Source organism: Sphingomonas sp. (assembly GCF_035490575.1).
In the GTDB taxonomy this organism is placed as follows: domain Bacteria; phylum Pseudomonadota; class Alphaproteobacteria; order Sphingomonadales; family Sphingomonadaceae; genus Sphingomonas.
In genome coordinates this window covers 1-12,126 of record NZ_DATJLI010000034.1, presented here as the reverse complement: position 1 = coordinate 12,126, position 12,126 = coordinate 1, and the positions used below count along the sequence as shown (strand labels likewise).

General features: G+C 63.8%; 11 protein-coding genes and 1 pseudogene. 3 read left to right on the top strand and 9 right to left on the bottom strand.

The genetic code is table 11. The features are described 5' to 3' along the window. The first annotated feature begins 7 nt into the window (after positions 1–7). Positions 8–136, top strand: a complete 129-nt coding sequence (locus VL973_RS02365; protein WP_325282193.1) for a helix-turn-helix domain-containing protein — start codon at positions 8–10, stop codon at positions 134–136. A 225-nt stretch (positions 137–361) separates the two neighbouring features. Here the strand turns inward: VL973_RS02365 and VL973_RS02360 are convergent, their stop codons facing one another. The 3 genes from VL973_RS02360 to VL973_RS02350 form a co-directional block, all read right to left on the bottom strand. Next, positions 362–1,423 (bottom strand): zinc-dependent alcohol dehydrogenase, encoded by a 1,062-nt coding sequence (locus VL973_RS02360; RefSeq protein ID WP_325282430.1) that lies wholly within the window; start codon positions 1,421–1,423, stop codon positions 362–364. Between the two features lie 182 nt (positions 1,424–1,605). Further along, positions 1,606–2,337 carry an SDR family oxidoreductase gene (locus tag VL973_RS02355; protein ID WP_325282429.1) on the bottom strand — a complete coding sequence of 244 codons (732 nt, stop codon included), beginning with the start codon at positions 2,335–2,337 and terminating at the stop codon, positions 1,606–1,608. Further along, positions 2,334–4,562, bottom strand: a complete 2,229-nt coding sequence (locus tag VL973_RS02350) for a hypothetical protein (RefSeq protein WP_325282428.1) — start codon at positions 4,560–4,562, stop codon at positions 2,334–2,336. The genes VL973_RS02355 and VL973_RS02350 overlap by 4 nt, the downstream gene beginning before the upstream one ends. Positions 4,563–4,837: 275 nt before the next feature. Here VL973_RS02350 and VL973_RS02345 point away from each other — a divergent pair, with 275 nt between their 5' ends. Beyond that, entirely contained in the window at positions 4,838–6,322 is a 1,485-nt protein-coding gene (locus VL973_RS02345; protein ID WP_325282427.1) for an MFS transporter, read from the top strand. 39 nt (positions 6,323–6,361) lie between these two features. Here the strand turns inward: VL973_RS02345 and VL973_RS02340 are convergent, their stop codons facing one another. The 5 genes from VL973_RS02340 to VL973_RS02320 form a co-directional block, all read right to left on the bottom strand. After that, on the bottom strand, positions 6,362–6,877 hold the full coding sequence (locus VL973_RS02340; protein WP_325282426.1) for a ferritin-like domain-containing protein: 516 nt from the start codon (positions 6,875–6,877) through the stop codon (positions 6,362–6,364). Between the two features lie 35 nt (positions 6,878–6,912). Beyond that, on the bottom strand, positions 6,913–7,755 hold the full coding sequence (locus VL973_RS02335) for an MBL fold metallo-hydrolase (protein ID WP_325282425.1): 843 nt from the start codon (positions 7,753–7,755) through the stop codon (positions 6,913–6,915). 201 nt (positions 7,756–7,956) lie between these two features. Then, on the bottom strand, positions 7,957–8,748 hold the full coding sequence (locus tag VL973_RS02330) for an SDR family oxidoreductase (protein ID WP_325282424.1): 792 nt from the start codon (positions 8,746–8,748) through the stop codon (positions 7,957–7,959). Between the two features lie 160 nt (positions 8,749–8,908). Beyond that, positions 8,909–9,919 carry a Gfo/Idh/MocA family protein gene (locus tag VL973_RS02325; protein WP_325282423.1) on the bottom strand — a complete coding sequence of 337 codons (1,011 nt, stop codon included), beginning with the start codon at positions 9,917–9,919 and terminating at the stop codon, positions 8,909–8,911. After that, positions 9,916–10,887: an MDR/zinc-dependent alcohol dehydrogenase-like family protein gene (locus VL973_RS02320; protein ID WP_325282422.1), complete on the bottom strand. Its 972-nt coding sequence runs from the start codon at positions 10,885–10,887 to the stop codon at positions 9,916–9,918. The genes VL973_RS02325 and VL973_RS02320 overlap by 4 nt, the downstream gene beginning before the upstream one ends. Positions 10,888–10,924: 37 nt before the next feature. On the opposite strand from VL973_RS02320, the gene VL973_RS02315 reads away from it, so the two are divergent. Further along, positions 10,925–11,443: a DUF1003 domain-containing protein gene (locus VL973_RS02315; protein ID WP_325282421.1), complete on the top strand. Its 519-nt coding sequence runs from the start codon at positions 10,925–10,927 to the stop codon at positions 11,441–11,443. Here the strand turns inward: VL973_RS02315 and VL973_RS02310 are convergent. After that, a pseudogene (locus VL973_RS02310) lies at positions 11,430–12,126 on the bottom strand (inositol-3-phosphate synthase); the annotation flags it as partial. The gene VL973_RS02315 and the pseudogene VL973_RS02310 overlap by 14 nt on opposite strands.

The following is a 12,126-nucleotide window of genomic DNA, read 5'->3' as shown; positions in this document are numbered from 1 at the left end:
TCAGCTTTTGGTTGCCGATGGCCCGCATCGGCTGACCACAACGCGCGTTGCCGAGCGGGCCGGGGTCTCGGTCGGGACCATGTACCAGTATTTCCCGCACAAGCTGAGCCACTCATCGAGGGGTCGGCCGGTATAGCCAAGGTCGGCTGCCTGGCTGCGCGCGAATGGACCGGCATCGCTGTGGCTCATCGGGAGCGTTCTTTAGGTCGTTTCCGGCATATCGAACGGCATTCTCGATTGTCGTCGAACATAGGCTTCAAGGCACCCCCAAATTTGCAACCCGCCCAAGGCCCGGCCTTACGACTGGCTCGCAATAGCTTTAGGTTCCTGCGACAGGGTATGTGCCGGGGGAATGATGCCGCTAAATGTCGATGGCCACGAAAATCGCACCCGTTTCCGCCTTGCGGTCGGCGGTTTCGAACGCCTCGTTGATCGCGTCCAGCGGATAGCGATGGGTGATTAGGGGCGTTGTCCGCAGGACCCCGCGTGCGATCAGGTCCAGCACCTGGGCCTGTTCGGGGTCGATATCGTGCAGGGCAAAGCTTGCGCTGGGGATCAGCCGAATCTCGCCCTTCTGAATGGCTTGCCAGTCCAGCGGGATGGTGATTTCGCCGGGGTCGAACCCACCGACGATTGCCACCCGACCGCCCCGCCGTGCCATACCGGCCGCTTGCGGCAGGGTCGTCGGCATCGACGTTCCACCCACGCATTCGAAGACCACATCCGCGCCGCGCCCATTGATTAATGCGCGGACGGCCGCGACGGGATCACCATCGCCAGCATCGACTGCTGCATCGACGCCCAGCTCGCGGGCGATTTCCAGCGAACGGCGGACCTTATCAACGATCACCACCCGCGCGCCGCTTGCCTTGGCGAGCATCGCCTGACCCAGTCCGATCGGACCGGCTCCGATGATCGCCACCGTCTCCCCCACCGAAGGCATCGCCAAATGATGCGCGTGCAGGCAAACGGCATAGGTATCGACCAGTGCCGCATCGTCAAAACCGACGCCAGCAGGCAAACGGTAGAATTTGTGACGCGGCCCGATCACGAATTCGGCATAAGCGCGCGACACGCTGTCCATGCGAACGGGATACAGATCGGGACAGATATTATACCGCCGCGCGCGACACCATTGGCAGTGACCGCAACCAAGCACCGTCTCCAGCGAAACACGGTCGCCAGGGGCAAGGTCGCTTACCGCTGCCCCCACTGCAACCACCTCTCCCGCCAGCTCGTGTCCCATGATCCGCCCTTCCAGATCGGGATCGGGCTTTTCCCAATGGCGCAGGTCGGTGCCGCAGATGCCCGCGACCCGCACACGCGCGCGGACCCAGTCGTCGGCGGGCAGTTGGGGGATGGCGACCTGCTCGACCCGGAACCGGCCGTCCGCCGTCTTGATCGCGGCTTTCATGCTGTTCATGGTCGGACCCCTACTGGCTGGTGTGCACGACATATTGCAGGTTGAATCCGACAAAGATCACGACGACGATCGCCAGGATCAGCGCCGCCATCCAGCCCATGCCGATGCGGGCGCGTTCCATCCGGGGTTTGTCTTCTGGTCTCATGGCGGCGGTGACTCGGTTGGGGTTGAGGAGCGGTCGGTCAGCCGGTCGACTGGATGCGCGGTTCGATCCGGAGCGTCACGACGTCCACACGGCGCGGCTGAGACAACAGCCAGCGCACCGCTTCCGCTACATCGGCGGCGTGGAGCATTTCGTGCGCGGCGGTGGCCGTTTCCTTCTCGTGCTGCGGCATCTGCTGCATGTCGGTGGCAACCGATCCCGGCTGAACCAGCGTGACGCGAATGTCGCGCTTGGCAACTTCCTTACGCAGCGTTTCGGCAAAGGCGGCGATCCCTCCCTTGGTCGCTGCATAGACGCTCTCGCCAGGCGCCAGGATATCGCTGCTGATCGACCCGACCAGGATGATGTCGCCGCCATCGTTCATCCGCTCCAGTGCCGCGCGCGTGACAGCGAGACAGCCGGTGAGATTGGTGTCGATGACATAACGCCACCCGTCATCGTCCATTTCGTCCAGCGGGTCCGCCCCGATCGCGGCATTGGCGATCAGGATGTCCAGCCCGCCCAGCGTCGCGTCGGCGGCGGCGATCACCGCTTGCTGGCCCGTGCGTGTGGCGAGGTCGGCGGTCAGGCCGGAGACATTGCCCGGGGCCTGCGCCACCAATGCCAGCATTTCGTCCAGCGGCGCGCGTTCACGGCCGTTGGTGACGATGTTGTGGCCCTGTTCGGCAAGGGCGCGGACGATTTCGCGCCCGATGCCGGTCGTGCCGCCGGTGACGAGCGTGCGGCGCGCCGATCGGGTATTGTCTGTCATTGCTCACTCCAGATCAGCGTTATTTGCGCGGTTGCGCGAAGGCGATATTCGACATGGTCATCGTCGATCGCGTCGGGTTCGATCGCATGGTGGTCGTGATCGATCAGGCGCACCGAGGGCATTCGGCGACGCGCAAGGCGCCTAAGCAGCAACCGGGCAGGCAGCGGTTCGCCGCCATCGAAACGAAAGGCGATGGAATTGCTGCCGATACGTTCAAAGCGCCGGATGAAGCGGTCGCAAAATAGCATGAACGGCGCGCCGTCGATCCGATGGTGCGACCGCGCCGCAAAGACAAAGGCGCCGCCCGCGCCATAGATTTCCTGCCCGATCTGGCCCGGCGCCTGCCCGTCGCCATACAGATCCTCCAACGGAAACGACCGCGCCCGGTCGATCTCACCGCTTTGATGTTCGGTCGCCAGGATGTCAGCCGGTAGCGCGTCCGGGAAATAGCTGATGGCGCGGTGAAGCGCGTAGCGGCAATATTCGCCGACCAGCAGGTGCGCTGCCGGGTCCACCTCCGGCCCTGCTTCGCGCAGCCAGTTGTCGAACGCCGCGAAACTCTCGAAGCATTCATACATCGCCATATACGGCGCGTCGTGCAGGCAGGTGACGCCCATGAACGTCGACCACTGCGCGGCGTTGGCAATATCGGATTCCCAGATCAGGCTGTTGTAAAAGAAACTGGCCAGATAGGGATAGGTCTGGTCAAGATAGCGGTCGTCCTGTGTAATGCGCCACAGGCGAAGGCACGCGACTGCACCCCAGGCCGTCAGGTTCGCCTGATACATCAGATCGAACCGCATCCCCCTGGCCCGGTCGATCGCGGTGCGCGCCTCGTCCAGATACTCGATTTCGTCGGTCAGTTCGAACAACTGGACCATGACATAGGCATAGATGCCGCCGACATCGGTCTGGCCGAACCGTTCGTCATTGCGGGTCGGCTCGATCACCTCGAACGTGTCGATCCGGTATTTGATCGGCCAGCAATAATCGAAATGGCGCGCTGCCTTGATGGCGAAGGGAACGGCGCGCAGCAGCAGATCGCGCGCTACCTGGTCCCCGCGATGCGCCAACCGGGCAAGGTTGAGCATGGGGTGATAAAAATACCAGCTGTCGACCTCGTCATTGTCCTTTTCGTCGCCCACATCGGGCAGGAAGCGACGAAAACTGTCGACCTTCGGATCCCAGAATTGTTCCAGGCCGGGTTTCAGATCATCGGCCAGCCGGACAGCGTCCTCCCGCCATTCTCCCCATTCGGTCAATGCGGCGATCAGCGAAACCTGCACCATAAGGTCGGGCACTTCGCCATTGACATAGGGTTTGACGAACAGATCGCCGCCGTGCCGCTCCAGCGCCGGGCCGTTCCTGTCGAGCAGATCCTTGAGCGTGGCGTCGGCCCTGCCGATCCAGTCGCGATATTCGGTCGCAGGCGGTTCCAGCGAGCGATATGCGGCGCCCAGCATCTGCAGGAACTGACGCGCCATTTCGGTTTCATCGTCCGCCGCCCAGTCGCGAAACACGATGGTCGCATCGCTGACGACAACGGCCTGGTCCGCCGGGATCGGTCCGGGCGGCGCAGGACCGCCCGTGGCCGGTGTCGGCAGGCTCAGCCCCAGTTCAGGCCATTCGCCACCCACAACACCGTCGGGGCGCGTCCCCGTCGCTGTGAAATAGGGGTTAAGTGACGTCAGGTTCTGGAAATACAGGACACTGCCCGCGCCCGGATCGTCGAAACGCAGATAAACAATCCCGCAGTTCAAGCCGCGTTGCGCGGCCTCCACATGGCCCTGCGCGCGCATTGGATCGTCGTTCGCGTCCAGTGGGTAAATGTCGCGGGGCACGAACTCCATTCGCAGAGGTCCCTCCGCAGTCAATTCGGTCGTGTACCAAAGCTGGTTCAATCCCGCCGCCGCGACCCGGAAAAGGACGCGGTGCGTGCCCAGTTGTCCGCGCGCGACGATCGTCCCGCCCTGAGGAACAGCCTCATATGCAGCCACGTCGCACCTGCGCCCGGTCCAAGCCAGCCGGATCGCCAGTCCGCCCTGTTTCGGGCGTCGCGCAATTGCCCAGATCGAATCCGCGCCCTGCGCGATGGTTGCGGTGATATTGCCCAGCGCAATCTCGCCAAGGCTTTTCAGATCCCCGTCCAGCAGTTGCTGCCGGACCGATAGCAGTTCGGCACTCGATCCGCTTGCCGGGAATGGTTCATTAATCTGCGTGGCCATGTCCCGCATCTCCTTGGATACCGCCTAAAGTCCATGGAGTTACGTTCGGTTGCCGAAAGACCTTCTGAGCGAAAATTACTCTACTAAAATCTATTTACTGCCCGACCTAGCCGGAAGGAATTACGGTTCGTTATAAATATATGTATATACAGTTATTTGATTTCTGAATGTATGGCCAAATTTATAACCAAGCGGGAATTGCGTTTTTTCGTTTCCAGATATCAGGAAGATCACCCCGACACAGGCCGGCTCTGTGCGGCGCTGAACAGGTATCGATGATCGGAATACTACGCCCTGAACACGCAATCAGTGCCGACCGGCATGAGCAGGGGCTTCGCCGACTGGTCGTCGAGGCGGCGTTTTCGAGCACGGCAACCGTGCTGACCAGCGGCGTTATTTTAATGGCCTATGCCATGGCGCTGCGCGCATCGAACCTGACGATCGGCCTGCTGGCAAGCGCACCGTTCCTGTGCCAGCTTCTCCAGATTCCCGCCGTGTTCCTGGTCGAACGGTTTCGCGCCCGAAAAGCCATCGCGGTCCTGTCGAGCGTCGTCGGTCGAGCAATGCTGGCGGTCATGGCGCTCGCGGCGTTCGTGCCTGCATCGCTGTCGATGCCATTTCTACTGACAGGTCAGTTCGTGTTGTGCGCGATGGGCGCGGTTGGCGGCTGCGCGTGGAATGCCTGGCTGCGTGACATGGTGCCGCCGGATCGGCTGGGCGGGATCATTGCAAGGCGCACCGGATGGGCCAGCGTGGTAACTTTGGTGTGCGGATTGATGGCCGCGCTCATGCTCGACGATGTCGGTCGAAACGGCGGCCCGCGCGCTTTCGCGTTGCTTTATGCCGCAGGTTGCGCGACCGGCATGGTCAGCGCGGCGATCGTCGCGCGCATTCCCGAACCGGAGATGGATGCCACCGAAGCCGCATCACCCAACATGCTGTCACGGTTGGTCGAGCCGCTGCGCGACCTGAATTTCCGGGCGTTGATCCGCTTTCTGGTCAGCTGGCAATTCGCGATCAACCTGTCGACGCCCTTCTTCACCGTCTTCCTGATCCGTCAGCTTGGTTACAGCATGACCTTTGTCATGATGCTGACGGTGACAAGCCAGCTCGCCAATCTGGCGGTGCTGCGGGCATGGGGCACATTGAGTGACCGCTTCGCGCACAAATCGGTGATGAGCGTGGCCGCGCCCGTTTACATCCTGTCGATCGGCGGCATGATCGGCGCATCGCAAATGGCGGACGGCGTATTCCGGTCGGTCTATCTGATCGGCCTGCACCTGCTGATGGGGGTTGCGGTGGCGGGCGTCACGCTGGCCACCACCAGCATCGCATTGAAGCTCAGCCCCCGCCAGAACGCGCCTGCCTATATCGCGACGGCGGCGACGTTCAGCGCACTGGCGGCCGGCATCGCGCCCATTCTGGGCGGGGCGGCCGCCGATTTTTTCCAACAGCGCCGACTGGAGGTGACAATCCTGTGGCAGTCGCCATCCGGCTCCACGCCGTTTCAGCCGTTCGCGCTGACCAGCTGGGACTTTTATTTCGCGATCGGGGTCGTGCTGGGCATCTATGCGCTGCACCGGTTGAGCGCGGTCCGCGAGGAGGGAGAGATCGAGCGGGGCGAATTGTTGGCCCAGTTCATTCACCAGACCCGCCGCAGCGTCCGCAATCTGTCGACAGTGGCCGGACTACGCGCGTCGACGGAGCTTCCGGCTGCACTGTTCGGCCGCCGCTCACCCAAAGCGGGTTCGCAGGAATAAGAGGTGGGCGGGCGCACTGGCACGCCCGCCCGCCCGGTCTTACGCCTTGGCCGCCAACTGACCCTCATTGGCGTAAAGCTCCGCATAGCGGCGCGTGACCAGCGGCAGCGATTGCTCGATCCATTCGGCCATGCGCTGCTCCTCACCCAGCGACACGCGCAACAGGTCGCCACCGGCAAAACCATAATCATCGGCCAGCGTCAGCAGCGAGGAATAGGCCGCGATTTCGAAATGCTCGAACGCGTAGTTGGCGAAGCTGTTCTTCAGAACCTCGTCGCCCGCCACGCTGTGCGAGATTGCCGCCATGCCGCCCGACATACTGAGCGCCATGTCCTTGAGCGCCGAATTGCTGGTATCGAACTGCGCCATGATCTCGTCCAGACGCGACACCTGCTGGTGTGTCTCCTCGATATGCGCGCGCAGCCGGTCGGCCAGTTCGGGATAGTGTTCCAGTCGTTCGACCTGCGGCGTCATGATCGAAAGCGCCTGTTTTTCGACGGCGTGCGCGTTCCGCAGGCCGGCTACGTAAAGGTCGCGATAAGCATCGGTCGCCATGATGTGCTCCTTGGCTTCTTCGGGGGGAAAAGGGTTCAGCCGGCCGATTGTCCGGTCAGGATGTCGAACTCGATCGCGTCATGTGCACAGAACATGCGAACCGCGTCGCCATGCTCGCGCGACAGGCAGCGTAGGCGCGCCTGGTTGTTCAACCGCGCCGCGCGATCGACCTCCATCATGCGTTGATAGCCGCGCAACGCAGGGGGACAGGCGTAATCGCCCTGCCCCACTTCGCCGCGAAAGAAATAGGCGTCGCCCGCATGGAGCATCCAGCCGCCAGCCGCACGGATCGCGACACCGCAATGACCCCATGTGTGCCCAGCCAGCGGCACCAGCAGGATTTCGGGCGGCAAGCCATGAAGGTCGCGCACCGCATCAAAGCCGAACCACTGCTCCCCGCCGCCCATCGGGTAGAGGCGCCAGTTTTGGGCCTCGTCCCATTGCTGTGGGCGATAGCGACGTGAGCCGACAAAGGCGCCACCGTGCTGCGCGTCGGCGACCTCCCGTTCGCGTGCGGTCACATGGACCGCAGCGTTCGGAAAATCCTCAATGCCGCCGGCATGGTCGAAATCCAGATGGGTCAGGATGATGTGCCGGACATCGGCGGGGTCGAATCCCAGCGCTTGCACCTGGGTCAGCGCCGTTTCCTCCCGCCGCAGCTGGATGTTGTTCAGCGCGCGGAAAAAAGGCGACAGGCGGGGCGTGGGCTGCTGAATGTCACGCGTGCCGAAACCGGTGTCGACCAGCACCAGCCCGCGATCGGTTTCGATCAATAAACAATGGCACACCAGATGGCCGAAAACGGTATCGCTCTTGCCGTCGAACAGCCGTCCGCCAACGGGGCAGCAGGTGCCGCAATTCAGGTGGTGAATCCGCATGTCTTCAGGTTCCTGCCGAAACGGGCCGAGGCATCAGCCGACGCCGTGTCCGCGCCTCAAGCGCCGCCGCCTCACGCCGACTCCGCGCCCGGACGACGATGGCGGCCAAGACCACGGCTGTGGTGAACAGGACAGCGGGCACGACGGAAACGCGCTTGGTCGGGTGCATCGCGCGGCTGCCGTTCGCCATCAGATTGCGTGTCATATGAAGGGACGACCGCCGGTCACGGGAATGGTCGCGCCGATGATATAGCTGGCTTCATCGCTGGCGAGCAGCACATAGGGCGGCGCGAGTTCCCGCGGCTGGGCGGCGCGGCCGATCGGTGTCGAGGCGCCAAAGTCCCTCACCGCTTCCGGTGGCATTGTTGACGGGATCAACGGTGTCCAGACAGGCCCCGGCGCGACCGCGTTCACCCGGATGCCCCGCTCGGCGAGAAGCTGGCCCAGACCGGCGACCATATCCCGGATGGTCCCCTTGGTCGTGGCATAGGGCAGCAATTCGGGCTTTGGCTCCTCTGCATTGATGGACGTGGTAGCGATGATCGACCCACCTTCGGACATGTGCGGCAATGCCGCTTTGGTCAGGTAGAAAAGCGGATCGACATTGGTCGCGAACGTAAGCCGCCATTCTTCGTCGCTGACGTCCTCCAGCTTTTCGAAACTGGCCTGATGGGCGGCGTTGCTGACCAGCACATCGATGCGGCCGAATGCATCCACTGCATGACGGATCACGTCGCGGCAATGGGCCGCCGAACTCAAATCGCCTCGGACCAGCACCGCCTTGCGGCCGGCCTCCTCGACCAGTCGAGCCGTTTCGCGAGCGTCGGCATCTTCGCACAGATAGGCGATGACGACATCGGCCCCCTCACGCGCATAGGCGATGGCAACCGCGCGGCCGATCCCGCTATCAGCGCCCGTGATGACCGCCTTTTTGCCGGAAAGCCGACCGTGGCCGACATAGCTTTCCTCACCATGGTCGGGGCGGGGGTCCATGTCCGCTGTCTGACCGGGCATTTCTTGCTGTTGTTCGGGCTGCGGTGGCCGCTGCTGGCTCATACTGTAGCTCCCATTGGCTACACAACAAGCGCATCCGGCCGCATCCGTATCCCGCGCTCAGGAAAAAACTTCGACAAAATGGTTATTTTATAGTATGTTATAGACTTTTTATAGAAGTATGCCCCCGAACGGTTCCGTAAATGGCATCCAACGTGCCGGCCACCCAGGCCAAGTCGTCCGCCTGCTTGTCGTAGCGCGGATCGACCTGCAGCCGGCGCGCCCAGTCCACTGCGACGCGACCGCCCCATTCGTCGGGCGGCATGACAAGTCGCGTGACGCGCGTGCCCTCCAGATGGTCGAGCGTGAAATCGTAGAAGGAGCCGTTCACGTTGGCGAAACGCAGCGCACCGTTCGCGCCGGTGAAGCGCATTTCGATCACCGCTTCGGTCCCCGCGGGCAGTTCCCATGAACAGGCCAGCCGGACCAATGGCCCGCCCTTCGCACGCAGCTGGACGATCGCCAGATCCTCGCACGCGGAGCGGCCGCTGATCGGCTGGCCGTGCGCGAACAGCCCCGCGTCGATCCAATCCCAGTGCAGCAGCCCGCAAGCCGCGCCCAGCAAGTCAACCAGGTGGCTCCCCAGGTCGACGACACAACCGCCGCCCGCCAGCGCCGGGTCGCGGAACCACGGTTTGCCCGGACCATAGGCATTGTGAAACGTCAGATCGACGAAATGCACCGGCCCGATCGTCCCCTCGCCGATCAAAGACAGCATCCGATCCGCCGCTGCTGCCCGGCGATAGGAGAAATCAACCGCCAGCAACCGGTCGGCATCCCGCGCTGCCGCCAGCACCGCCTGGGTTTCGGCAACGTCGCGGCCCAGCGGCTTCTGGCAGAAGACGGCGTGCCCCGCCGTCAGCGCGCGGATCGACTGACCCGCGTGCAGCGCACTGGGGGTGGCGATGACCACGCCGTCCAGCGGCAGCGCAAGGATCGCGTCGAAATCGTCCAGCACCGCCGCATCCGGGGCGATGGCGCGCGCTTGGGCCAGGCAGGCCGGGTCGGGTTCGAGAATGGCGGCCGCATGTGCCAAACCGCTATCGATCAGCGCGGCCATGCGATTCCGCCCGATCCATCCCGTGCCGACGAATCCCAGCGCCAGCGTCATGCGAACGTCACCCAGACCTTGACGAAGCCCGCCGGCTTGTCGGCGGTCGCGTCCAGCGCCTCCCCCAGCCGCTCGATCGGGAAGCCGCCGCTGTAGAGCGGGGTCGGGTCCAGCCATCCGGCGGCAACTGCCGTCACTGCCTCCTTCAGTCCCCGCCGCTGCACCGCCGGGTCGCGCTCGTGGGCGCTGACGATGTCGATCCCCTTCCAGTTCCACATCTGCATGTTGACCTGTCGTGGACCATCCTGATGATAGCCGGCGATCACCAGCCGGCCGCCTTCGCGCACCAGTTCGCCCGCCAGGTCGAGCGGCCATTGCTTGCCAACCGCCTCGATCACGCAGTCGCAGCCGCGCCCATCGGTCAATGCGTAGACCTGTTCGATGATCGTCTGGTGATGATCCATCGGGATTTGATTCGCCGCGCCGAAATGTTCGGCGAGGTCCAAGGAGGTCGCGCGACGGGAAATGGCGATTACGCGCGCGCCCGCCCTGCTTGCCAGCCGCGTCAGGATTGCGCCCAGAAAGCCGATGCCGATGATCGCCACCGTCTGCCCCGGCTCGATAAGCGAGCGGCGAAAGATGTTGAACGCGCAGGCGATCGCTTCGCCGGGAAAGGGGCGCCCGTCCAGTTCGGGCGGCAACCGCACGCACGCATCCGCAGGCGCCACGTCATATTCGGCATAGCTTGCGGCGCTCAGCGCGGCGACGCGGTCGCCCCGCATCAAATCGGTCACGTCCGCGCCGACGGTTTCGACGACGCCCCAAGCCTCATGCCCCAGCGCGCCCGGTGGAAGGGGATAGTCGATCCACTCGGAACCCTGCCACGGCAACAGGTTCGACGCACACACGCCGCACCCCTCAACCCGGATCAGCACTTCGCCCGCGCCGGGACTGGGGCGCTTGGCCCTCACCATTGCAACCGTGCCGGGTGCCCTCAGTTGCGCGGCACGCATGTGATTATCCGACATTATATCGCGCCTCGACCGGACGGCGCATGATGGTCGCATGAACGACGATCCGGGCATGAACGAAACGCTCCGCCGCAACATCGCTCGCCTGACCGAACGTCGCGCAACCGAACTGCGCGAAGCGCCGCTGTCCGAACGACTGGCCCGCCGCATCGGCGACGCAGCGGGTTCGATGGGTTTCGTCTATCTGCATCTTGTCCTCTTTGGCGGGTGGATCGCGGTCAATCAGGGCTGGCTGCCGCTGATCGCGCCGTTCGACCCGACGATGGTGGTGCTGGCGATGATCGCGTCGGTGGAGGCGATATTCCTGTCCACCTTCGTGCTGATTACCCAGAACCGCATGGCCGAGGCGGCCGACCAGCGGGCCGATCTGGACCTGCACATCAACCTGCTGGCGGAACATGAACTGACGCGCGTGGCGCGCGCGATCGAACAGGTGTCGGCGCATCTGGGCATCGGGGCTGACCGAGGATTCGAGGAAGTGAAGCGCGACATCGAACCTGCCACGGTGCTGGACGCCATCTACGCGCATGACGAGGCGGTCAGGAAGCAATGAACGCCTCCAGCGCGGCGCAGGCGGCATCGTCGGTCATCTGGACCGGCGGGTGTTTGCAGAACCAGGCGCTCGCCGCCTCAATCGGACCGGCCAGCCCGCGATCGCGCGCCATCTTGGCGCAACGGATCATGTCGATCGCCACGCCCGCCGAATTGGGGCTGTCCTCCACCGACAGGCGCAGTTCTAGGTTCATCGGCACGCCGCCGAACAGCCGCCCCTCCATCCGCAGGAAACAGACCTTGTTGTCGTTCTGCCACGCGACATAATCGGACGGGCCGACATGGATGTCGGTATCGGCCAGCCGTTCGGCGGCAACCGATTGCACCGCTTCGGTCTTGGATTTCTTTTTCGATGCCAGCCGCTTGCGCTCCAGCATGTTCAGGAAATCGGTGTTGCCGCCGGTGTTCAGCTGATAGGTCCGCTCCAGTTGCACGCCGCGCCGCGCGAACAGGTCGGTCAGCACGCGGTGAACGATGGTCGCGCCCAGCTGTGCCTTGATGTCGTCGCCGATGATCGGCACGCCTGCCGCCTTGAAGCGCGTCGCCCATCCTTCGTCGCTGGCCAGAAAGACGGGAATTGCGTTGACGAAGGCGACGCCCGCCTCCAGCGCGCATTCGGCATAGAATTCGCTGGCCTGCTGGCTGCCGACCGGCAAGTAGTTGACCAGCACCTCCACCTCGCTC